At 58.6% G+C, this 21,429-nt stretch carries 21 protein-coding genes and 1 riboswitch; of the genes, 10 read left to right on the top strand and 11 right to left on the bottom strand.

Annotated features, from left to right (window positions below; translation table 11 throughout):
• Positions 1–2: 2 nt before the first annotated feature.
• Both lepA and K5D32_RS08730 read right to left on the bottom strand, forming a co-directional pair.
• Positions 3–1,799 carry a translation elongation factor 4 gene (lepA, locus tag K5D32_RS08725; protein ID WP_221592542.1) on the bottom strand — a complete coding sequence of 599 codons (1,797 nt, stop codon included), beginning with the start codon at positions 1,797–1,799 and terminating at the stop codon, positions 3–5.
• Between the two features lie 171 nt (positions 1,800–1,970).
• Positions 1,971–3,350 carry a DegQ family serine endoprotease gene (locus K5D32_RS08730; protein WP_232924487.1) on the bottom strand — a complete coding sequence of 460 codons (1,380 nt, stop codon included), beginning with the start codon at positions 3,348–3,350 and terminating at the stop codon, positions 1,971–1,973.
• Positions 3,351–3,480: 130 nt separating this feature from the next.
• Between K5D32_RS08730 and K5D32_RS08735 the strand changes: the two genes are divergently transcribed.
• Complete coding sequence (locus K5D32_RS08735) at positions 3,481–3,699, top strand: hypothetical protein (protein WP_221599891.1); 219 nt, start codon at positions 3,481–3,483, stop codon at positions 3,697–3,699.
• Between the two features lie 7 nt (positions 3,700–3,706).
• Here the strand turns inward: K5D32_RS08735 and K5D32_RS08740 are convergent, their stop codons facing one another.
• Genes K5D32_RS08740 through rpoE form a run of 3 tightly spaced genes read right to left on the bottom strand, consistent with a single transcriptional unit; the run spans position 3,707 to position 5,876 of the window.
• Positions 3,707–4,663: a MucB/RseB C-terminal domain-containing protein gene (locus K5D32_RS08740; protein ID WP_221592541.1), complete on the bottom strand. Its 957-nt coding sequence runs from the start codon at positions 4,661–4,663 to the stop codon at positions 3,707–3,709.
• Between the two features lie 8 nt (positions 4,664–4,671).
• The gene (locus K5D32_RS08745; protein WP_025261578.1) at positions 4,672–5,262 is read right to left on the bottom strand and encodes an RseA family anti-sigma factor; all 591 of its coding nucleotides are present in this window, start codon (positions 5,260–5,262) and stop codon (positions 4,672–4,674) included.
• Positions 5,263–5,294: 32 nt separating this feature from the next.
• On the bottom strand, positions 5,295–5,876 hold the full coding sequence (rpoE, locus tag K5D32_RS08750) for an RNA polymerase sigma factor RpoE (RefSeq protein ID WP_002554912.1): 582 nt from the start codon (positions 5,874–5,876) through the stop codon (positions 5,295–5,297).
• A 587-nt stretch (positions 5,877–6,463) separates the two neighbouring features.
• On the opposite strand from rpoE, the gene nadB reads away from it, so the two are divergent.
• Complete coding sequence (gene nadB / locus K5D32_RS08755; RefSeq protein WP_221592540.1) at positions 6,464–8,080, top strand: L-aspartate oxidase; 1,617 nt, start codon at positions 6,464–6,466, stop codon at positions 8,078–8,080.
• Here the strand turns inward: nadB and K5D32_RS08760 are convergent.
• On the bottom strand, positions 8,049–8,513 hold the full coding sequence (locus K5D32_RS08760) for a protein YgfX (RefSeq protein ID WP_221599893.1): 465 nt from the start codon (positions 8,511–8,513) through the stop codon (positions 8,049–8,051). The two genes, nadB and K5D32_RS08760, sit on opposite strands and share 32 nt — an antisense overlap.
• Positions 8,497–8,751: a succinate dehydrogenase assembly factor 2 gene (locus K5D32_RS08765; protein ID WP_025261581.1), complete on the bottom strand. Its 255-nt coding sequence runs from the start codon at positions 8,749–8,751 to the stop codon at positions 8,497–8,499. Before K5D32_RS08765 ends, K5D32_RS08760 begins: the two co-directional genes overlap by 17 nt.
• Positions 8,752–8,893: 142 nt before the next feature.
• On the opposite strand from K5D32_RS08765, the gene K5D32_RS08770 reads away from it, so the two are divergent.
• Both K5D32_RS08770 and K5D32_RS08775 read left to right on the top strand, forming a co-directional pair.
• A complete protein-coding gene (locus K5D32_RS08770) occupies positions 8,894–9,835 on the top strand; it encodes a folate-binding protein YgfZ (RefSeq protein WP_221599895.1) in 942 nt (313 codons plus the stop codon).
• Positions 9,836–9,945: 110 nt separating this feature from the next.
• Positions 9,946–10,767 (top strand): HDOD domain-containing protein, encoded by an 822-nt coding sequence (locus K5D32_RS08775; protein ID WP_221592537.1) that lies wholly within the window; start codon positions 9,946–9,948, stop codon positions 10,765–10,767.
• Here the strand turns inward: K5D32_RS08775 and K5D32_RS08780 are convergent.
• Positions 10,761–12,146, bottom strand: coding sequence for a sensor histidine kinase (locus tag K5D32_RS08780; protein WP_221599897.1), 1,386 nt, complete (start codon positions 12,144–12,146; stop codon positions 10,761–10,763). The two genes, K5D32_RS08775 and K5D32_RS08780, sit on opposite strands and share 7 nt — an antisense overlap.
• Positions 12,139–12,810 carry a response regulator gene (locus K5D32_RS08785; RefSeq protein WP_025261585.1) on the bottom strand — a complete coding sequence of 224 codons (672 nt, stop codon included), beginning with the start codon at positions 12,808–12,810 and terminating at the stop codon, positions 12,139–12,141. The genes K5D32_RS08780 and K5D32_RS08785 overlap by 8 nt, the downstream gene beginning before the upstream one ends.
• A gap of 433 nt (positions 12,811–13,243) precedes the next feature.
• Here K5D32_RS08785 and K5D32_RS08790 point away from each other — a divergent pair, with 433 nt between their 5' ends.
• From K5D32_RS08790 to K5D32_RS08805, 4 genes are all read left to right on the top strand, one after another.
• The gene (locus K5D32_RS08790; RefSeq protein WP_221592665.1) at positions 13,244–14,230 is read left to right on the top strand and encodes a tripartite tricarboxylate transporter substrate binding protein; all 987 of its coding nucleotides are present in this window, start codon (positions 13,244–13,246) and stop codon (positions 14,228–14,230) included.
• 65 nt (positions 14,231–14,295) lie between these two features.
• Complete coding sequence (locus tag K5D32_RS08795; RefSeq protein WP_221592535.1) at positions 14,296–14,754, top strand: tripartite tricarboxylate transporter TctB family protein; 459 nt, start codon at positions 14,296–14,298, stop codon at positions 14,752–14,754.
• Between the two features lies 1 nt (position 14,755).
• Positions 14,756–16,270: a tripartite tricarboxylate transporter permease gene (locus K5D32_RS08800; RefSeq protein WP_221592534.1), complete on the top strand. Its 1,515-nt coding sequence runs from the start codon at positions 14,756–14,758 to the stop codon at positions 16,268–16,270.
• Positions 16,263–17,288 (top strand): AbrB family transcriptional regulator, encoded by a 1,026-nt coding sequence (locus tag K5D32_RS08805; RefSeq protein WP_221599899.1) that lies wholly within the window; start codon positions 16,263–16,265, stop codon positions 17,286–17,288. The genes K5D32_RS08800 and K5D32_RS08805 overlap by 8 nt, the downstream gene beginning before the upstream one ends.
• A gap of 84 nt (positions 17,289–17,372) precedes the next feature.
• Here the strand turns inward: K5D32_RS08805 and ung are convergent, their stop codons facing one another.
• Positions 17,373–18,065: a uracil-DNA glycosylase gene (gene ung, locus K5D32_RS08810; RefSeq protein ID WP_221599901.1), complete on the bottom strand. Its 693-nt coding sequence runs from the start codon at positions 18,063–18,065 to the stop codon at positions 17,373–17,375.
• 132 nt (positions 18,066–18,197) lie between these two features.
• On the opposite strand from ung, the gene K5D32_RS08815 reads away from it, so the two are divergent.
• Positions 18,198–19,304 (top strand): enoyl-CoA hydratase/isomerase family protein, encoded by a 1,107-nt coding sequence (locus K5D32_RS08815; protein WP_221592664.1) that lies wholly within the window; start codon positions 18,198–18,200, stop codon positions 19,302–19,304.
• A 62-nt stretch (positions 19,305–19,366) separates the two neighbouring features.
• Here the strand turns inward: K5D32_RS08815 and K5D32_RS08820 are convergent, their stop codons facing one another.
• The gene (locus K5D32_RS08820) at positions 19,367–19,708 is read right to left on the bottom strand and encodes a hypothetical protein (RefSeq protein ID WP_025261591.1); all 342 of its coding nucleotides are present in this window, start codon (positions 19,706–19,708) and stop codon (positions 19,367–19,369) included.
• 481 nt (positions 19,709–20,189) lie between these two features.
• A riboswitch (guanidine-I (ykkC/yxkD leader) is annotated at positions 20,190–20,292 on the top strand.
• A gap of 61 nt (positions 20,293–20,353) precedes the next feature.
• On the opposite strand from K5D32_RS08820, the gene K5D32_RS08825 reads away from it, so the two are divergent.
• Complete coding sequence (locus K5D32_RS08825) at positions 20,354–21,427, top strand: putative urea ABC transporter substrate-binding protein (RefSeq protein WP_221599903.1); 1,074 nt, start codon at positions 20,354–20,356, stop codon at positions 21,425–21,427.
• The last annotated feature ends 2 nt before the right edge of the window (positions 21,428–21,429 follow it).

Below are 21,429 nucleotides of genomic sequence, written 5' to 3' on the forward strand. Positions count from 1 at the left end.
GACTATTCCAACCTGAGCACTGCAAGGAAGGCTTCCTGTGGAATTTCCACGTTGCCGACCTGCTTCATGCGTTTCTTACCGGCCTTTTGCTTCTCAAGCAGCTTGCGCTTACGGCTTACGTCGCCGCCATAACATTTGGCCAGTACGTTCTTTCTAAGTGCCTTGACGGTTGTACGCGCCACAATCTGACCACCAATGGCAGCCTGGATTGCCACATCGAACATCTGCCGCGGAATCAGCTCTTTCATTTTTTCGGTCAACGCACGACCTTTGTAGTGCGCGTTGTCACGATGCACGATCAACGCCAGGGCGTCGACCTTCTCGCCGTTGATCAACACATCGAGCTTGACCAGATTGGCTGACTGGTAACGATCGAAATGATAATCCAGCGAAGCATAACCACGGCTGACAGACTTGAGACGATCGAAGAAGTCCAGGACCACTTCGTTCATCGGCAGGTCATAGCTCACCTGAACCTGAGTACCGAGGAACAACATGTCGTGCTGCACGCCACGCTTCTCGATACACAGCGTAATGACGTTGCCCAGGTGCTCCTGAGGCACAAGAATATTGGCCCGCACGATCGGTTCGCGCATGTCCTCGATAGCGGACAGGTCAGGGAGCTTGGACGGGTTGTCGACGTAAATCGTTTCACCGCTCTTGAGCAATAGCTCAAAAATTACCGTTGGCGCAGTGGTAATCAGGTCCAGATCGTATTCACGCTCCAGACGCTCCTGGATGATCTCCATGTGGAGCATGCCCAGGAAGCCGCAGCGGAAACCGAAGCCCAGAGCATCGGAGCTTTCCGGCAGGTATTGCAGCGAAGAGTCGTTGAGCGTCAGCTTTTGCAGCGCTTCACGGAAATCTTCGAAATCGTCCGAACTGACCGGGAACAGGCCGGCGTAGACCTGAGGCTGAATGCGCTTGAAGCCTGGCAGCACATCGACATCGGGAGTAGAGCTCAGGGTCAGGGTGTCACCGACCGGAGCACCATGAATGTCCTTGATGCCCGCGATGATGAAGCCTACTTCACCGGCTTTGAGGTCAACGGTCGCCGTGTGCTTGGGGTTGAACACACCCACGCTGTCGACCAGATGCACCTTGCCGGTGGATTTGACGAGGATCTTGTCGCCTTTCTTGACGCGGCCATGGCGAACACGCACCAGGGAAACAACGCCCAGGTAGTTATCGAACCATGAGTCGATGATCAACGCCTGCAGCGGATCTTCGATATTGCCTTCAGGTGCCGGAATGGTCGCAACCAGACGCTCCAGCACTTCGTCGACACCCATGCCGCTCTTGGCGCTGCATGCCACTGCATCGGTGGCATCGATGCCGATGATCTTCTCGATCTCTTCCTTGACGCGGTCGGGATCGGCCTGCGGCAAGTCCATCTTGTTCAGTACCGGCATGACCTCAAGGCCTTGCTCGATAGCGGTGTAGCAGTTGGCAACCGACTGTGCCTCCACGCCCTGACCGGCATCGACGACCAGCAGCGCGCCTTCACAGGCTGCCAGGGAACGGCTGACTTCATAGGTGAAGTCCACGTGGCCCGGGGTGTCAATGAAGTTCAGCTGGTAGGTCTTACCGTCTTTGGCCTTGTAGTACAGGGTTACGCTGTGGGCCTTGATGGTGATCCCGCGCTCGCGCTCAAGATCCATGGAGTCGAGGACCTGCGCTTCCATTTCGCGCTCGGACAGGCCACCGCACATTTGAATGAAGCGGTCGGCCAGCGTCGACTTGCCATGGTCAATGTGGGCGATGATGGAGAAATTGCGGATATGACTCAAATCACTCACGGATCAACACTCAAAAAGGTTGCAGGCAGATTGCCCGCCGAAAAATAGCCGGGAATTGTACCTGAAGGAAGCAAGAGGCGTCACGCCCAGAGGTAGACAGAACAATACCCATCCGGCAGACACCCACAAAAAAGGGCGGTATCGACCGCCCTTTTTCGTCAAACCTGCCGATTATTCGGCCAGTTTGAAGGTAATGAAACTTGCCCGCCCCTGACGCAGAACGCGCATGGAGACGGAACGATCCTTCGGAAGGCTCTTGGCGACCTCAGTGAATTGCTTCGCCGAAACGATGGCCTGATTGTTCAGGTGAGTGATGACATCACCCGCCTGCAGACCGATCAAGGCTGCCGGACCACCCTGCACTTCCTTGATGACCACACCGCCCTTGAGGTCGAAGCTCTTCTTCTGCTCGGCGGTCAGTTCGATCACCGAAACACCCAGGCGATTGCTGCTGCGCTCGGCTCCCGGACCTGTAGCGCCCATTTCCTGACCTTCGTCCGGCAGAGCACCGACGGTGACGGTCAGATTCTGACGCTTGCCATCACGGATCACTTCAAGCTCGGCCTTGCTGCCGTCCTTGAGATTGCCGATCAGGTGCGGAAGGTCTGCGGACATGACAATCGGTTGACCGTTGGCGCTGAGGATCACATCACCGACCTGCAGGCCACCTTTTGCTGCAGGGCCATCTTCAAGCACCTGTGCAACCAGGGCACCAGCAGGTTTGTCGAGACCGAAGGACTCGGCCAGGTCCTTGTTGACCTCCTGGATCACTACACCCAGCCAGCCACGATTGACCTTGCCGCTGGCCTTGAGCTGATTGGCGACATCCATGGCCACATCGATAGGGATGGCGAACGACAGGCCCATGAACCCGCCAGAGCGGGTGAATATCTGCGAGTTGATGCCCACGACTTCACCGGCCATGTTGAACAACGGACCACCGGAGTTCCCCGGATTGATCGCTACGTCGGTCTGAATGAACGGCACATAGGTATCGTTCGGCAGACTGCGGCCCTTGGCACTGACGATGCCTTTGGTTACCGAATGATCAAAGCCGAACGGTGAACCGATGGCCAGCACCCACTCACCCACTTTCAGCTTGTTGGAGTTACCCAGCTTGGCGGTAGGCAGGTTCTTGCCATCGATCTTCAGGACAGCAACGTCGGTACGCGGATCGGTGCCGACCAGCTTGGCCTTCAATTCACTGCGATCGGAAAGGCGAACGATGATTTCATCGGCACCATCGATCACGTGGTTGTTGGTCAGGACATAGCCGTCACCGGAAATGATGAAGCCTGAACCCAAGGACTGAGCCTCGCGCTGGCGATCACCCTTTCCGGGAGCACGAGATCCAGGCGGCATGCTGCGCTCGAGAAACTCGCGCAGCATGGGCGGCAGGCCTTCCATATCCGGAATCTGACCGGCGACTGCACGATCAGGCATTTTCTGACGGGTGCTGATATTCACTACCGCAGGCGAAGCCTGTTCAACCAGTACAGTGAAATCCGGCAAGTCCTCGGCCTGAGCCACAGCGACCTGGCCGAGCATCATCACGGCGGCAATCAGCGAAACATAAGATTTCAAACGTGGTATCGACATACGGCTCCCGTTAACAACGAGCAAAGTTAAGCAGTACAGAGCGACTGGCTCAAAGACTCATGCGCCGCATAGGATGCGACGCATGGACCAGCTTTCCGGCCCCAGAAACGACAAAGGCCAGAGCTGCAAGGCTGTGACCTATAGAAAAAAACGAGAGCTTTTGCAACTTGCAAACCTCACCAAACATTTCAGTGTCTCTGCCCAAGGCCAGGTGAACTGCGGTCTGGCGTGTTATCGAGCCCAGGATGAAAACTTTTATACATCCCGGGCATTGACATCATTTCCAACGCTGCCTGCATAGCACAGGACTACTTGCTGGCCTGCATGTCGGTACTGCGCATGGACAAAGCCACATGCTCGGCGGTCCCCATGGGAATCTCGCCAACCACCGTCACCATGACCACACCGCGCGGCGTAGTAAGCCTGCGCGACACGGCGACCGTAGGCCCAAGCTGGGTACGAATATCCGTAGTCAAGCCATCGCTCACCGACTCGATGAATACCGAGAAACGCGCCAGGCCATCGCTGTACATCAGACTGGAGACCAACGCTTTCGAAGCAGGATCCTTGCGGGCTGCACTGCTACTAAGATCAAAACCGGGCGGCAGCCACTCGGAGCGCCATGCCACAGGCGCGCTCGCAGGCTCGGCCCTGGCCTTGACGGCACTCACCGCCTTGCAATCGGAACTGGGTTGCAGCGACGCTGCGGAAGGTGCGGACGTATCGAGTTCGGTAAACTGGAAACGCTCCAGCAACTGCCCTTTCTCGCTCAACAGAAGAGACTTCAGAGGCAGGCCGGTTTCGTTATCAACATGCAACTCGATACCGTAGCGGTGCTGATCCTTGGGCGTAATGGCCACAATGGTAGCTGCCCGACCTGCAACTCTGGACTTGCCGACAATCGTCATGTCGTACCAGGCCGAGAGTTTTTGGGTATCGAAAATACGCGCAGTCGAATCGGAAGGATTGGCAACGCCTGAAACAAGCGTGCCACTGACACATTGCGTCAGACCATCAACACGCAAGACTTCCTGGGCAGAGCCATCGAGCTGTAGCAGCCTCTCACTGACCTTACCGTTACCGACACTGTGCCAGATACGGTGAGTGGAGAAGCTGCCGTTACGTTCGTAAACGAAAGTACCCTGGTAGCTCTGTTGCTGATTGGCTTGCGCAAGACGTTTGAACATGTCTTGCGCATCATCGGCATGCGCGGGAAGAGCAAGCAATCCACCGAGCAGAAGCGGTAATAGCGGGACGGCTCGCATGTTCTTCCTTAACGGTTTTCCAGACTTGCAGCACGTGCGTATGGCAGCGCGCTTTCAGTGCCCTTCAACGCTGCTTCCTGAGCGTGCTGACGCAGATAACCTGGCAGACGCTGATCGCCTTCACCGGCCTGACCCTGCAAGACACCATTGGCCATAGGGCCGGTCTGCTCGGTCGGTTCGGTATAGCCGGCCAGTACTGCCGGGCCTTTCACTTGAGGCACGGACAGGTTAGCTGGCTGCTGAACCTGCTGGGCCAACTGGGCACCGGCGATTTCGTCCTGGTTATAGAGACGAACGCCTGCCAGAACAGCGACAGTTACCGAAGCGGCAACGGCCAGACGACCCAGAGTGCGCCACGGGCCGCGAGCGACCTTCAGCGGGCTGACTTCATCGGCTATTGCGGCAGATACAGCAGCCGAAATATCCAGATGAGGCACCAGCAACTCTTTATGCATGGCTGCACGGGCTACCTGATAACGCGACCACGTTGCACGTGTCTCGGCGTCGTCAATGGCATTCAGTACCCGACGTAATTCCAACTCATCCGCTTCGTTATCCATCACTGCGGACAGCGATTCCTGCAGGGCTTCACGACTCATGGCGGTTTCCTCTCTTGGCTATCGCCGCTGTCTCAGGATTCCTGCAACAACGGCTGCAGGGCTTTGTCGATGGCTTCCCGAGCGCGGAAGATCCGGGAGCGCACGGTACCAACGGGACATTGCATGACGCTCGCAATGTCTTCGTAACTCAGACCATCAAATTCACGCAAAGTTAGTGCAGTGCGCAAATCTTCCGGGAGAAGCTGGATGGTCCGATGGACAGTGCCCTCGATCTCATCCCTCAACAATGCACGCTCTGGCGATTCGATGTCCTTGAGGCCATGATCGCCATCGTAGAACTCCGCATCTTCAGACCTTACATCGCTATCTGGTGGTCGCCGACCGCGCGACACCAAATAGTTTTTCGCCGTGTTGATGGCGATGCGGTACAGCCATGTATAGAAGGCGCTGTCACCGCGAAAATTGCCGAGTGCACGATAGGCCTTGATAAAGGCTTCCTGTGCAACATCTTGAGCCTCATGGGTGTCGTGCACGAATCGCACGATCAACCCTAGAATCTTGTGCTGATACTTCAGCACCAACAGATCAAATGCTCGCGTGTCACCGCGCTGAACGCGCTCGACAAGCTGCTGATCCTCTTCCTGGGTTAGCATGAACACTCCTCGTTGAGCATGGAGGGGTGTTGCATCAGCCATTGTTCAGGCTTGCAAACATAGACTCGGGCTTTTCGCAAAAGTTCTCCCCTTCCAAGCAAGTTTCCTGCAGGCAGTGATTAGACCTGCACGAAAAACGCAGCTCGACCTGGGTCGGCTGCGTGAATAGTCTTGTCGCCAGCTCCACTGTCGATGATCGATCGACTTCGTGCAGACCGGCGCTGTTCCTTTATAGGCAACCCGCTATTGAGCATAGGCCCGATTAAAAGTTCCCGGGCGTCATTAACAGGCGCAAGACACCTTTCCCCTGGAATCAGGCCAAGGCCTAAGCCCTGATAAACGACTCAATGGAAAACGGTATGCATGACATCAGGGACTGGCGCACAATCCTGTGCCGCAATAGTCTCAGATTGCCATAAAGGCGAGGCTATTGTGCCGATACCCCCTTACTTATACTAGGGCCTGTTGCCGTTTCAGCACGAACTCCATGACTGCGCAAAATAAAGCATGTCCACCCGATCCGTGGCACCGCGCAAAACCATGCTGAAATCACAGAACCTGATGGCCGCCAAAGGCAGAATTCATAGATGAGTCAACATTTTCAGCACGATGTACTGGTGATTGGCAGCGGCGCGGCAGGGTTGAGTCTGGCGCTGACCCTTCCCGGACATTTGCGCATTGCAGTCCTGAGCAAGGGCGACCTGTCCAATGGCTCTACATTCTGGGCCCAGGGCGGCGTAGCAGCCGTGCTCGACGACACTGACACCGTGCAGTCTCATGTCGAAGACACCCTCAATGCCGGCGGCGGTCTGTGCAATGAAGAAGCGGTGCGCTTCACGGTCGAACATAGCCGTGAATCCATCCAGTGGCTGATCGACCAGGGCGTACCCTTTACCCGTGGCGAACATTCGGACACCGAAGAAAGCAGTTTTGAATTCCACCTGACCCGCGAAGGCGGCCACAGCCATCGCCGGATCATCCATGCGGCCGACGCGACCGGCGCCGCCATTTTCAAGACACTGTTCGAGCAGGCCAGCAAGCGCCCGAATATCGAACTGCTGGATCAGCGCGCCGCCATCGACCTGATCACCGAGCGACGCCTGGGCCTGACAGGCCAGCGCTGCCTGGGCGCTTACGTACTCAACCGCAAGACCGGAGAAGTCGACACCTACGGCGCGCGCTTCACTATTCTGGCCTCCGGCGGCGCAGCAAAGGTCTACCTCTATACCAGCAACCCGGACGGTGCCTGTGGTGACGGCATTGCCATGGCCTGGCGTTCCGGCTGCCGGGTCGCCAACCTGGAGTTCAACCAGTTCCACCCGACCTGCCTGTATCACCCGCAGGCCAAGAGCTTTCTGATTACCGAAGCATTACGTGGCGAAGGCGCATATCTCAAGCTGCCCAACGGCGAGCGCTTCATGCCCCGCTTCGATGAGCGCGCCGAACTGGCCCCACGGGACATCGTTGCCCGGGCCATCGACCATGAAATGAAGCGTCTGGGCATCGATTGCGTCTATCTGGACATCAGTCACAAGCCTGAAGCCTTCATCAAGACCCACTTCCCGACGGTCTACGAGCGCTGCCTGGAATTCTCCATCGACATCACCCGACAGCCGATTCCGGTGGTGCCGGCCGCGCATTACACATGCGGCGGCGTGATGGTCGACAACAAGGGGCGCACCGACGTGCCCGGCCTGTATGCCATTGGCGAGACCAGCTTCACCGGCCTGCACGGCGCAAACCGCATGGCCAGTAACTCGCTGCTTGAATGCTTTGTCTACGCACGCTCGGCGGCTGCGGACATCAAGGAGCAACTGACCAATATCCCGATGCCGGACAACCTGCCCGCCTGGGACGCAAGCCAGGTCACCGACTCGGACGAAGACGTGATCATTGCGCACAACTGGGACGAACTGCGGCGCTTCATGTGGGACTACGTCGGTATCGTGCGCACCAACAAGCGCCTGCAACGCGCCCAGCACCGGGTTCGTCTGCTGCTCGATGAAATCGATGAGTTCTACAGCAACTACAAGGTCAGCCGCGACCTGATCGAGCTGCGCAATCTGGCGCAGGTGGCCGAATTGATGATCCGCTCGGCCATGGAGCGCAAGGAAAGCCGTGGCCTTCATTACACGCTGGATTACCCGGACATGCTGCCCGAGGCACTGGACACTATTCTGGTACCGCCCACCTACGCGAACTGAATTTCAGGCGGACACGCAGGCGCCGGTGCGTATCCGGCGTCAGCGCGTCGCGGGGGATGCAGATGCTTTTCGTAAAGCGCCCGACTCGTCCCTCTTTTACGGGACGAAAGCGCAAAACGACGATCCATGGCAAAGCCAGGCTGTCACGACAGAGCTGCACAGACTGCCAGCCGCCCTGCTCGCTCCACAATTGCCAGCCCTTGCGATCACGCCGCAAGGCCGTCACTGACGAGCGGTGGCTGAGCAGGATCGACCTGGGAACGACCCGCAATCCATGTACAACACAAAGCACAGCGCCGAGCGCAGACGCCCAGCCGGGAATATCGAGGTAAAACAGGGCAACAAGCGCCAGCAACTGGGCGCTCAGATACCCGACCAACAGCAGGCTTGAAGCCTGCCAGTGGCACTCGAAACCATCACTTGGGCTGGACACGGTCCAGAATCATGCGAACCATGCGCTGCAATTCGGGATCTTCGGACTCGGCGCGCTGCATGAACCAGCCGAACATGTCCTGATCCTCGCAAGTGAGCAGGCGACGATAAAGGTCACGATCTTCCTGATTCAATTGCGGGTAGACTTCCCGGACAAACGGCACAAGCAGCACGTCCAGTTCAAGCATGCCGCGGCGGCTGTGCCAATAAAGGCGGTTGAGTTCGACGTCTTCGACCATGGAGCGCTCCTCAAAGTAGGCCGCGAGTATACAGGCGCGAGCCGGTTGAGCGAATTGCCCAATGGTCGCAGCAGTTTTCATATACCCATATTCACGACTCGGCACTATGATGTGCCCCAGACTTTTTCCTCTTGCGATGACCATGGCCCACTCAGCTTTTTTCAGCACGCTATCCCATGAGGGCATTCTTGCCGTTCGCGGCGTGGATGCCAGCAAATTCCTGCAGGGTCAGTTGACCTGCAACCTCAACTACCTGAACGACGGCAAATCCAGCCTGGGTGCCCGCTGCACGCAGAAAGGCCGCATGCAGTCGAGCTTCCGCATCGTGCTTGAAGGCGACGGTTGCCTGCTGGCGATGGCCAGCGAGTTGATCGAGCCTCAATTGCTGGACCTGAAAAAGTACGCCGTTTTCTCCAAGTCCAAGCTGACCGACGAAAGTGCAGCCTGGGTACGATTCGGCCTGCAGGACGGCGACGGTGCACTGGTCGGCCTTGGGTTGGACCTGCCTCAGGACACCGACGCACTGGTACGTGCCAACGATCTGATTGCCATTCGTGTTTCCCCTGCACGCGCCGAACTCTGGGTTCGTGCCGAACAGGCAGAAGAGGTGAAGTCGCGACTGGCCGCCCAACTGGCTGAAGGCCCGCTCAATGACTGGCTGCTGGGCCAGATCCGCGCCGGTATCGGCCAGGTCGTGGGCACCACTCGCGAAGAATTCATCCCGCAGATGATCAATCTGCAGGCCGTCGGCGGCGTCAGCTTCAAGAAAGGCTGTTACACCGGCCAGGAAATCGTCGCCCGCATGCAGTATCTTGGCAAACTCAAGCGCAGGCTTTATCGCCTGACACTTGAAGCCAGCGAGCTTCCTGAACCCGGCACGTCGCTGTTCTCACCTGTCCACAACAGCGCCGTGGGCAATGTCGTTATCGCGGCCAGTGCCGAACAAGGCATCGAGTTGCTGGCGGTGCTGCAGGCCGATGCGGCCGAAAGCGGCAACCTTCATCTCGGCTCGCCAGACGGACCCACCCTGCAATTGAGCGAACTGCCCTATACCCTGGACAGCAAGCTCGAAACCCAGCGTTAAGTCACGCAGCGAACACCCGCGCGCTACAACTGTCACAAAAGTTATCAGGCCTCCTGACGCTCACCCGGCGCCAGGCGGTCTGAACACCCCTAACGGCTGCGAGATGCAACATGAGCAAGATGGCTGACGAGGTGCAGAGAAACCTGATCAAGGCAATCGATAGAGATGCCTTGTTTCTGCCTACCCTGCCAGAGGTAGCCTTGAAGATCCGCATGGCTGCCGAGAACACCGAAATAAGCATTGCCGAACTGAGCAGAGTCATCGGCAGTGACACCGCCCTGTCCGCACGCCTGATTAAAGTTGCAAACAGCCCGCTGCTGCGTGCCAACTTTGAAGTCAGCGACGTGAACACCGCGATCCGTCGCCTGGGGGTCAATTACACCTGTAACCTGGCCATCGGGCTTGTGGTCGAGCAGATGTTTCACGCCAAGTCGGAAGTCGTCGAACAAAAGATGCGGGAAATCTGGAAACAGAGCCTGCAAGTGGCCGGGATCAGCTACACCCTCTGTCATCGGCACACCAACCTGAAGCCGGATCAGGCGACGCTCGCCGGACTGATTCACCTGATCGGCATCCTGCCGATCCTGACGTATGCCGAAGACCATTTCGACCTGCTGTCCGACGCAATCAGTCTCAACCATGTGATCGACAACATTCACCCGATCATTGGCGAGCGCCTGCTGCGCTCATGGGACTTCCCGGAACCGCTGGCAGCCGTCCCCGCGCAGTTCCAGGACTTCACACGAGTGTCCAGAAGTGCCGACTACATCGACCTGGTGCAGGTCGCGACTATCCATATCCACAAGAACACCACTCACCCCTTCAGCCAGATCGACATTGTCGACCTGCCAGCCTTTCATCAATTGGGACTGAATGTGGCAGGTGGACTGCTGAGCGCGGAAATGGACGAAGCCATGGGCATGCTTTACTGATAGGCCGCAAAGCTGACCCGGACCTTGAGACCACGCTGCGCACCGTCATGCAGGGATATCTGCGCCAGATGGGCGCGGCAGATCTCACCGACTATCGCCAGCCCCAGCCCTGAACCGCTGCCCTGCTGATTGCGGCGGTAAAAACGCTCGAAGACCCGCTCACGGTCTTCTTGCGGAATGCCCGAACCATCGTCTTCGACCTCAAGAACGCATGGCGCATAGACTCGCAGCACAACGTTGCCGCCCACCGGGGTATGCGCCAGGGCATTGTCGATCAGGTTACTCAGCAGCTCATTGAGCAGCGTCGGCTCGCCCCGTAACCAGACCGGCTCATCAGCCTCAAGCGCCAGCGCAACGCCACGGGAATGGGCCAGTGGGGCCATGGCCATGCCCAGTTCACGCGCCAACTGGCTCAGATCCAGCTTCTGCACGCCGCCTTCGGCAATCGCACGAGCACCATTTTCGATGCGCGCCAGCGACAACAACTGGTTGGCCAGAGACGTCAGTCGATCTGTGCCCTGAGCAGCCGCTTCAAGGGTTGAACGCCACTGCATCGGGTCAGAATCACGTAAACCCAACTCGACCCGCGCCTTGAGCGCAGCCAGTGGCGTGCGCAACTCATGGGCCGCATCGGCAATAAACTGCGCCTGACGCTCGAACTGCAAACGCAGGCGCTCAGTGAAGTGGTTGAGCGCACCCACCAGTGGACGCAGTTCACGCTGCACCTCAACCATGGGCAACGCGCGCAGGTCATCGGGTTGTCGCTCTTCCACTGCCGTACGCAATCGCTCCAGCGGACGCAAGGTAGAGCTGACCGTGATCCAGACCAGCAACAAGGCCCCGCCGCCCAGCATGCCAAGGCGCAGCAAGGTGTCCGCCATCAAGCTTCGGGCCATGCGCACCCTGGCCTCCTGGGTTTCAGCCACGCGAATTTCCGCCATCCCGTTCATACCGGGCTCGCTGACCGGCTTGAGCAGGCTGACCACCCGCACATCCTGGCCCAGATAGACTCCGTTGTAGAACTTGGCGAGCGCCGGGTAATCGTCGGTGCGCAAGGTTCCGGGAGGCGGAGAAGGCAGGTTTTCATAGCCCGAAATCAACGTCTTGTTGATGTCGTTGACCAGGTAATAAATACGGCCTTCGCTGTCGTAGGCAAAGGTATCGAGGGCCACATAAGGCACATCCGCACTCAGCGTGCCGTCACGCTGGGTCAGGCCGGCCGCGATGGTTCGTGCCGAAGCCAGCAACGTGCGGTCGTAGGCCGTGTCGGCTACTTCCCGCCCATTCCAGTAGGCACTCATGCCGCTGGCCAGCATCAACACGATCAGCAGCAATGCCAGGTTCCATAACAGTCGCCAACGCAGGCTGTCGTTATGCATCGCGATTTTCCAGCAGATAACCCAGGCCACGGAAAGTCACGATCGCGATGGGATGACCATCAAGCTTCTTGCGCAGGCGATGCACGTAGATTTCGATGGCATCCGGGCTGGCTTCTTCATCAAGACCAAACACCTGGGCCGCCAGTTGCTCCTTGCTCATCACCCGGCCCGGCCTGGCAATCAGCACTTCGAGCACGGCCTGCTCACGGGAGGTCAGCGTCAGCAGGTCGCTGCCCAGAGTGAAGCGTCTGGTGTCCAGGTCATAGGCCAGCACACCACAGCGCTGCTGCCGCTCACCACCCAGAACACTGCGACGCAGCAGCGCCTTGACCCGCGCCTCCAGCTCCGAAAGCTCGAATGGCTTGGCCAGATAGTCATCGGCGCCCAGATTGAGGCCGTGAACCCGATCCTTCACATCGCTGCGTGCGGTCAGCATCAGCACCGGCAGGTTCTTGCCCCGCGCCCGCAGACGACCCAGCACTTCAAATCCATCCAGGCGCGGCAGCCCTACATCAAGGATTGCCACTGCATATTCCTCACTGCTCAAAGCCAGATCGGCGGCCACGCCATCGTGCAGCACATCAACGTTCAAACCCGCGTTCTTGAGCGCCTGGGCGATACTTTCAGCCAATTGCAGATGGTCTTCGACGAGAAGAACACGCATCGCCGTCTCCTGAATCATGAATATTGTAATGAGGGCACGAAGATGGAGTGTACAGGCGTGCCACAACCTGTGAAGCATTGAAACAACTGGAGGCTATTGAGTAGCCACCTGAAAGATAGTTGAAAGGTTTGTGAAAGGTTCACCATTTAGCATCGCGATACGGCCCGCAAAAATGGGTACGTAATAAAAGGCGCCCGGATGCGTCTGTAAAATAAAAACAATAAACGGAGTCAACCATGTCCAAGCCATCCCAGGCTTTGCAAACCGTCTATCGTGTCGAGCCCTCGACCACCTCACTCCAGCCCTGCCAACCCACATCCCGCTTGCGATGCACTCATTTGCGTCAACGATAAAGCGTGTCGCTCAGCAGTACGTTCGACAAAAATCGTACTGAACAGCTTCTCTATCCAAAAACAAAAAACGTTTCAGGAGACTGACCATGATTTTATCCTTGCGTCATTTGAGCCTGGCCGCCGGCTGCATGCTGGTTGCTACCCAATTGTTCGCCGCAGAGCCCAAGCGCCCGGAATGCATCGCGCCGGCCTCGCCGGGCGGTGGCTTCGACCTGACCTGCAAGCTGGTGCAGAGCGCACTGATCAACGAAAAAATCCTGAGCACCCCGATGCGCGTGACCTACATGCCAGGCGGTGTCGGTGCCGTGGCTTACAACGCAGTGGTCGCGCAACGACCCTCCGATGCCGGGACACTGGTGGCCTGGTCCAGCGGTTCGCTGCTCAACTTGGCACAGGGCAAGTTCGGCCGCTTCGATGAAAATGCCGTACGCTGGCTCGCGGCAGTAGGCACCAGCTATGGCGCCATCGCGGTCAAGAGCGATTCGCCTTACAAAAACCTCGATGACCTGGTGCAAGCCCTCAAGACCGACCCGAGCAAAGTGGTGATCGGCTCCGGCGGCACCGTCGGCAGCCAGGACTGGATGCAGACAGCGCTGATCGCCAAAGCCGCTGGCATCAACCCTCGCGCCCTGCGCTATGTCGCGCTGGAAGGCGGCGGTGAAATCGCGACAGCCCTGCTCGGCGGCCACATTCAGGTGGGCAGTACCGACATTTCAGACTCCATGCCTCATATCCTGAGCGGTGACATGCGCCTGCTGGCGGTCTTCGCCGAAAAACGCATCGACGAACCGGAAATGAAAGACATCCCGACCGCCAAGGAACAAGGCTACGACATCGTCTGGCCTGTGGTTCGCGGTTTCTATGTCGGCCCCAAAGTCAGCGATGAAGCCTACGAATGGTGGAAAGCCTCGTTCGACAAGATCCTGGCCTCGGAAGACTTCGCCAAGCTGCGCGATCAGCGCGAGCTGTTCCCCTTCGCCATGACCGGCGCGGAGCTGGACACTTACGTCAAGAAACAGGTTGCGGACTACAAGATGCTGGCCAAGGAATTCGGCCTGATTCAGTGATTGTTGAACTCAATTGACTGACGACCCGTTGCGCCTGCCCGGCAGGCGCAAAACAGGAGCTTCCCATGGTCTTGCAACGCATTTTCGCTGCTGCACTGTTACTGGTATGCGCAGGCCTGACGCTGATGGCCTGGCCGTATCAGGCCCCGTTTTCCTATGAACCTGTAGGCCCTCGCGCCTTCCCGCTGTTGATGCTCGGGCTGATGGGCCTGGCTTTGCTGTACCTGCTGTTTCGCCCGACGCCCATCGTGCATTCCGAAGACGAACCCCCTCTGGATCGCGAAACCCTGATCAAGATCGGCATCTGCATCGCACTGTTGCTGGTGTTCGCCGGTCTGTTCGAGCCGCTGGGTTTCATCCTCAGCAGCATCCTGATCGGCGTTCCCATGGCACGCCTGTATGGCGGTCGCTGGGTGCCGAGCATCGTCGTCGTGACTCTGATGAGCGTCGGCCTTTATCTGCTGTTCGATAAAACCATGGACGTTCCCTTGCCTTTGGGCCTGCTCAGCGTTCTGGAGAATTGATATGGATACTTTCAGCTATCTGGGCCAGGGATTCGGTGTCGCCCTCACGCCTTACAACCTGATCACGGCACTGTCCGGCACCTTGATCGGGACCGTCGTCGGCCTGCTGCCGGGCCTTGGCCCGATCAACGGCGTCGCACTGCTGATCCCCATCGCTTTCGCCCTGGGCCTGCCGCCTGAATCGGCGTTGATTCTCCTGGCTGCGGTGTATCTGGGTTGTGAATATGGCGGCCGCATCAGCTCGATCCTGCTGAACATCCCCGGCGAAGCCTCGACCGTGATGACCACGCTGGACGGTTATCCCATGGCCCGCAAGGGACTGGCGGGTGTCGCTTTGTCGCTGTCGGCCTGGAGTTCATTCATCGGGGCATTCATCGCCACCTGCGGCATGGTGCTGTTTGCGCCGTTGCTGGCCAAGTGGGCGATCGCCTTCGGACCGGCAGAGTATTTCGTGCTGATGGTCTTTGCGATTGTCTGCCTGGGCGGCATGGCGGGTGACCGGCCACTCAAGACCTTCATCGCCGCCCTGATCGGCCTGTTCCTGTCGGCAGTCGGTATCGATGCCAACAGCGGCGTGTACCGTTTCACCGGTGACAACATTCACCTGACTGACGGCATTCAGTTCGTGGTGCTGGTGCTGGGCCTGTTTTCCATCAGCGAAATTCTGTTGCTGCTGGAGAAAACACATCGCGGCCAGGAAGCCGTGAAAGCCACCGGGCGCATGCTGTTCAACTTCAAGGAAGCTTCGGCAGTGTTCATCGTGAACATTCGTTGCGGCCTGCTCGGTTTCGGTCTGGGCGTATTGCCGGGCGCCGGTGCAACGCTGGCCAGCGCCGTGGCCTACATGACCGAAAAACGCATTGCCGGCCCAAGCGGCAAGTTCGGCCAAGGCGACATGCGCGGCCTCGCAGCCCCGGAAACCGCCATCGGTGCAACCGCCTGCGGCGCGCTGGTGCCGATGCTGACCCTGGGTGTTCCGGGTTCCGGCACGACGGCGGTGATGATCGGCGCCCTGTCGCTATACAACATCACGCCCGGCCCGATGCTGTTCCAGCAGCAACCGGACATCGTCTGGGGCCTGATCGCCTCGTTGTTCATCGCCAACATCATGCTGGTGATTCTCAACATCCCGATGATCCGCATCTTCACCCGCATCCTTGCCGTGCCGAACTGGGCGCTGGTGCCGGTGATCGCGATCATTACCGCGATTGGCGTCTATGCCGTGCATGCCACGACCTTCGACCTGTTCCTGATGGTGGGTATCGGTATCTTCGGCTACATCCTGCGCAAGCTGGACTTCCCGCTGTCGCCGATCCTGCTCGGTTTCATTCTGGGTGGTTTGATGGAGCAGAACTTGCGACGTGCGCTGTCGATCTCCAATGGCGCGCTGGAAATCCTGTGGGCCAGCCCGATCAGCATCGGTGTCTGGATCGTGACGATTTTCATGCTGCTGTTCCCGCTGTACCGGATCTGGCGCAAGCGCTCCAAACAGTCTCGCGCACTGGCCGATGTCTGACCGGTCCTTTCGTAGCTGGTGGGGTACCCCGCTGGTCGGCCTGCTTGGCGGATACCTCGCCAGCCAGGTCGGCTGGCCTTTGCCATGGATGGTCGGCTCGTTGCTGGCGATCATCCTGGTTCGCTGCCTGACACCCTGGCAACTGACGCAAATCCCCGGTGGTCGCAAGTTCGGGCAACTGATCATCGGCATCGGGATTGGCCTGCACTTCACCCCAGTGGTCATCGAACAAGTGCTGGAACACTTCGGCCTGATTGTCGTGGGCGCGCTGGTCACCAGCCTTTCCAGCGTGGTCGGCGTGTGGCTGATGCTGCGCACCGGCGAGGATCGCCCTACGGCGTTTTTCTCAAGCATGCCCGGTGGTTCGGGAGAAATGGTCAACCTCGGCGCACGCAATGGCGCAACCCTCAGCAGTGTGGCTGCGGCTCAAAGCCTGCGGGTGCTGGCGGTGGTGCTGTGTGTACCGGCGATCTTCAAATACCTGCTGGGCGACGGCGCTCCGATGCTGCACTCCACAACCGTGGACTGGCGGTGGCTTCTGTTTCTGCTGCCCGCTGGCGCTTTACTGGCTTTGCTCTGGCAACGCCTCAAACAACCCAACCCCTGGCTATTCGGCCCCTTGCTGCTCAGCTCGGTGGTCAGTGTCGCCTGGGACTTGAAAATCGGACTGCCCAACGGCGCCAGCCAGCTCGGTCAACTGCTGATCGGCAGCGGCCTGGGCTGCCATTTCAATCGTGAATTCTTCAGACGGGCACCGTCCTTTCTAGGCCGTACGCTGGTGGGCACGGCGCTGACCATGGTGATAGCCACCCTCGCCGCCCTCGGCCTTAGCACCCTCACCCACCTGGACCTGCGCTCCCTGACCCTGGGCATGATGCCCGGCGGCATCGCCGAAATGAGCCTGACAGCCGAAGTGCTTCAGCTATCGGTGCCACTGGTGACGGCGATGCAAGTCATGCGGCTGCTGTTTGTGATGTTTCTGGCAGAGCCGTTGTATAGGCGGTGGGATAGGAGATAGGAGCTGCAAGCTGCAAGCTGCAAGCTGCAAGCTGCAAGCTTTTGACTTGAAGCTTAAAGCTTGCAGCTTGCGGCCCTTCCCTCCTCAAATATCCGACAGCCTCCAATCAATCGGCGCCAACCCATTCTGCTCCAGATACTTGTTGGCACGACCAAAATGCCCGTTACCCAGAAACCCCTTATAGGCCGACAACGGCGACGGGTGGACGGAGGTCAGTACCAGATGCTTGGTGGCATCCACCAGTTTCTGCTTGCTTTGCGCATGGGAGCCCCACAGCAGGAAGACCAGATGCGGCTGATGGGCGCTGACGACTTCGATGACTTTGTCGGTGAAATGCTGCCAGCCTTTGCCTGCATGGGAAGCCGCGTTGGCCCGCTGCACGGTCAGGGTGGTGTTGAGCATCAGCACGCCCTGATCGGCCCAGGATTGCAGGCAGCCATGGTTGGGAATGTCGATGTTCAGGTCGCGCTTCAATTCCTTGAAGATGTTCACCAGCGAAGGTGGCGCAGGCACGCCGGGCTGTACCGAAAAGCACAGGCCATGTGCCTGACCGGGGCCGTGATACGGGTCCTGGCCAAGAATCACCACTTTCACCTTGTCCAGCGGCGTCGAGTTGAGCGCATTGAAGATCAGCGGCCCCGGCGGATAGATTTCCTTACCTTCGGCATGCTCCTGGCGCAGGAACTCACGCAGTTGCGACATATAAGGTTTTTCGAACTCATCGCGCAGCGCCTGCTTCCAGCTGGGCTCAAGTTTGATGCGGTCATCGCTTGTCATGGTCATACCCGGTAAAAACACTGCGCGACACTAGGAAAGCTGGCTGCCAATGTCAAATGCGCAGCAGTAAACCAGCAGTTTTCTACACTGGATGGCAGAACGTCGTTTGTAACTGCCTACGAGAGGGTCATGATGAATCTGCAATTTGAAGAGCTGCACGGGCAAGATGGCGCCCGGATCGGCATCGCCAGCCTGGATGCCGAAACATCGCTCAATGCCCTGTCGCTGCCAATGATTCTAGCCCTTCAGGGCAAACTCGCGGCCTGGGCAGACGACCCGCAGATCGTGTGTGTCCTGCTGCGCGGCAACGGGCCGAAAGCTTTTTGTGCCGGTGGCGAGGTCCGCTCGCTGGCCGAAGCCTGTCGCGAGGCTCCAGGCACCGTGCCACCTCTGGCGGCCAGCTTCTTTGCCGCGGAATATCGCCTGGACTACAACCTGCATACCTATCCCAAACCCTTGATCTGCTGGGGCCATGGCTATGTTCTGGGTGGCGGCATGGGATTGCTGCAAGGTGCCAGCATTCGCATCGTCACCCCGAGCAGCCGTCTGGCGATGCCCGAAATCAGCATCGGCCTGTATCCGGATGTGGGCGCCAGCTGGTTTCTGTCTCGCCTGCCCGGAAAACTGGGCCTGTTTCTGGGGCTGACCGGCGCTCACATCAATGGCCGTGACGCGCTGGATCTGGACCTGGCCGACCGTTTTCTGCTCGACGAACAGCAAGACATGCTGATCGAAAGCCTGCTGCAACTGAACTGGCAGGAGCAGACCGACGTACAACTCAACAGCCTGCTCAAGGCCCTGCAACAGGAAGCCCTCCCCCGCTTGCCAGCCGCCCAGTGGCTGCCGCGCAGGGAACAGATCGATGAATTACTGGATGTCGGGAATCTGCCCGGTGCCTGGAATGCCATCGGACATCTGCAACATCAGGACGACGCGCTGCTGGCTCGTTGTGCGAAGAATCTGCTGGAGGGTTGCCCATTGACCGCTCATCTGGTCTGGGAACAGATCATCCGGGCGCGGCATCTGTCACTGGCCCAGGTATTCCAGATGGAATACGCCATGAGCCTCAACTGCTGCAGTCATCCGGAATTCAATGAAGGTGTGCGGGCGCGCCTGATCGACAAGGATCACACCCCCCATTGGCACTGGCAGGATGTGGCAAGGATACCGAGAGCAGTGATTGAGGCTCACTTTTCCAAGGCCTGGGAAGGAAGGCATCCGCTGGCGGATTTGTCGTAAATACTGGCCTCGTCGCGGGCAAGCCCCCTCCCACAAGAGGAGGGGACATTGGCACCTGCCTATCAATAACGACCATCACCCCGGCCGCGATCCCATGACCGGCCGCCTCCGCGGTAGTCATTGCGATAGTCGTTACGATAGTTGTTCCGGTAACCGTCATTGCCACGGAACCTGTTGTCACGCCATCCGTGGCCCGGTGGCCGACCGGGGTTGTAATAGCGCGGTTGCGGTGGAGGACCGTAGTAGCGCGGCTGCGGCGGTGGCGCGTAATAACGCGGTGGCTGGCTGTAGTAATAGCGTGGCTGAGGCGCTACATAAATGCGCCGCTCCTGATAATAGGAAGAGCGGTAACCGTTGTCATAAGCATACCCTCCAGCGACGACTGTCGTCGGTTGTGTGTACACCTCGGATTCGTAGTAACCAGGACCTGCATAGCAACCTGTCATGAACAGGGCCAGAAAAGCGATGAGCAAGGGTCTTCGATACATGGCGGCCTCCTTGGACCGCGATTGGGCACAACCAGCGACGCTGGTCGGCGTCTGCACATTGGGTCAGCAGACGAATAATCAGACAGCAAAAAGGCCATCTAGTGCGGGACTCCCCCTGTCCACCCGTACCATCAGGTAGTAGCAAAATGGCTCGCAAGCCTTTGATAAACAAGGCCACAGAGGCCAGACACCCTTCGGCATAAAGATGCTACAAAACATTTCAACCCCGGACGCCTCATCACGGTGCAAACCCGCACCAGCACAAGGCAATCCCGGGCAGGAAAATTGTGTCCTTTTTCCAACACCCGTGGAGAAACAAGGCCTGTAGCAAGTTGGCACAACTCTCGCTTAACGATAGGTGTGCAGGAGTCAACACAGCTTCGCGGCACCACAATTTGCAATAGCCGACTAGGGTTCCGGCTTGCCGACAGGCAAGTGGCTGGTCCGAGAGTCGGCGACCTCCAGTAGAGGTTACACGGCGGGATAAAAGCCCGGGAGACAGGACACCAGTGGTGTCGAGTGACTCCTGGCCGCCCCTTTCACTACTGGAGGTTTATTCAGATGCACAAGCCAAAGTCCCGCCTGTCCGGTCTGCTCGCAGCAGGCCTACTCGCTGCATTGAGCCTCTCGGCACAAGCCGCCCCCAAAGATCACTTCAACGTCTGCTGGACCATTTACGCGGGCTGGATGCCGTGGGAATACGCCGGCACTCAAGGCATCGTCGACAAATGGGCGAAGAAGTACGGCATCAAGATCGATGTCACCCAGCTCAACGATTACGTCGAATCGATCAATCAGTACACCGCCGGTCAGTTCGACGGCTGCACCATGACCAACATGGATGCCCTGACCATCCCGGCTGCCGGTGGCGTTGAAAGCACGGCACTGATCGTCAGCGACTTCTCCAACGGCAACGATGGCATCGTGATCAAGGGCGAAGGCAAAAAAGTCGCCGACCTCAAGGGTATGAACGTCAATCTGGTCGAGCTGTCGGTTTCCCACTACCTGCTGGCCCGTGCGCTGGACAGCGCAAACCTCACCGAAAAAGACCTCAAGGTGGTCAACACCTCGGACGCCGATATCTCGGCAGCCTTCAACACCGACGAAGTAAAAGCGGTCACCACCTGGAACCCGATGCTCTCGGATATCAAGGCCAAGCCCGGCGTCACGCAAGTCTTCGATTCGAGCAAGATCCCCGGCGAAATCATGGACATGATGGTGGTCAACACCCAGACCCTGAAAGACAACCCGGCTCTGGGCAAAGCTCTGACCGGTGCCTGGTTTGAAGTAGTTGCCCTGATGAACGCCAAGTCGGCGGCCAGCAAGGCGGCACTGGAGCACATGGCCAAGGCGTCCGGCACCGATCTGGCGGGCTTCCAGTCACAGCTCGACACCACCCGGCTGTTCGCCACGCCCAAGGAAGCTCTGGCTTTCGCCACCAGCGCGCAACTGCCGGACACCATGCGCAAGGTCGCCAGCTTCTCCTTCGATCATGGCCTGTTGGGCGAAGGCGCCCGAGACGCAGGCGCCGTGGGCATGTCATTCGCCAATGGCGTGACTGAAGGCGACAAGGCCAACCTCAAGCTGCACTTCGACCCCAGCTACGTGCAGATGGCCGTCGACAACAAGCTGTAAAC

The sequence above is a fragment of the Pseudomonas cichorii genome (genome assembly GCF_019719005.1).
GTDB classification, from domain to species: Bacteria; Pseudomonadota; Gammaproteobacteria; order Pseudomonadales; family Pseudomonadaceae; genus Aquipseudomonas; species Aquipseudomonas cichorii_E.

What these genes read in the sequence shown, in the direction of transcription:
- K5D32_RS08740 (WP_221592541.1), bottom strand. Translation starts at nt 4,663, where the DNA reads ATGCGAGCCGTCCCGCTATTACCGCTTCTGCTCGGTGGATTGCTTGCT.
- K5D32_RS08735 (WP_221599891.1), top strand. Translation starts at nt 3,481, where the DNA reads ATGGACCAGCTTTCCGGCCCCAGAAACGACAAAGGCCAGAGCTGCAAG.
- rpoE (WP_002554912.1), bottom strand. Translation starts at nt 5,876, where the DNA reads ATGCTAACCCAGGAAGAGGATCAGCAGCTTGTCGAGCGCGTTCAGCGC.
- K5D32_RS08765 (WP_025261581.1), bottom strand. Translation starts at nt 8,751, where the DNA reads ATGGTCGAAGACGTCGAACTCAACCGCCTTTATTGGCACAGCCGCCGC.
- K5D32_RS08825 (WP_221599903.1), top strand. Translation starts at nt 20,354, where the DNA reads ATGCACAAGCCAAAGTCCCGCCTGTCCGGTCTGCTCGCAGCAGGCCTA.
- K5D32_RS08815 (WP_221592664.1), top strand. Translation starts at nt 18,198, where the DNA reads ATGAATCTGCAATTTGAAGAGCTGCACGGGCAAGATGGCGCCCGGATC.
- K5D32_RS08800 (WP_221592534.1), top strand. Translation starts at nt 14,756, where the DNA reads ATGGATACTTTCAGCTATCTGGGCCAGGGATTCGGTGTCGCCCTCACG.
- K5D32_RS08770 (WP_221599895.1), top strand. Translation starts at nt 8,894, where the DNA reads ATGGCCCACTCAGCTTTTTTCAGCACGCTATCCCATGAGGGCATTCTT.
- K5D32_RS08775 (WP_221592537.1), top strand. Translation starts at nt 9,946, where the DNA reads ATGAGCAAGATGGCTGACGAGGTGCAGAGAAACCTGATCAAGGCAATC.
- K5D32_RS08745 (WP_025261578.1), bottom strand. Translation starts at nt 5,262, where the DNA reads ATGAGTCGTGAAGCCCTGCAGGAATCGCTGTCCGCAGTGATGGATAAC.
- ung (WP_221599901.1), bottom strand. Translation starts at nt 18,065, where the DNA reads ATGACAAGCGATGACCGCATCAAACTTGAGCCCAGCTGGAAGCAGGCG.
- K5D32_RS08780 (WP_221599897.1), bottom strand. Translation starts at nt 12,146, where the DNA reads ATGCATAACGACAGCCTGCGTTGGCGACTGTTATGGAACCTGGCATTG.
- K5D32_RS08795 (WP_221592535.1), top strand. Translation starts at nt 14,296, where the DNA reads ATGGTCTTGCAACGCATTTTCGCTGCTGCACTGTTACTGGTATGCGCA.
- K5D32_RS08730 (WP_232924487.1), bottom strand. Translation starts at nt 3,350, where the DNA reads ATGATGCTCGGCCAGGTCGCTGTGGCTCAGGCCGAGGACTTGCCGGAT.
- K5D32_RS08805 (WP_221599899.1), top strand. Translation starts at nt 16,263, where the DNA reads ATGTCTGACCGGTCCTTTCGTAGCTGGTGGGGTACCCCGCTGGTCGGC.
- K5D32_RS08785 (WP_025261585.1), bottom strand. Translation starts at nt 12,810, where the DNA reads ATGCGTGTTCTTCTCGTCGAAGACCATCTGCAATTGGCTGAAAGTATC.
- nadB (WP_221592540.1), top strand. Translation starts at nt 6,464, where the DNA reads ATGAGTCAACATTTTCAGCACGATGTACTGGTGATTGGCAGCGGCGCG.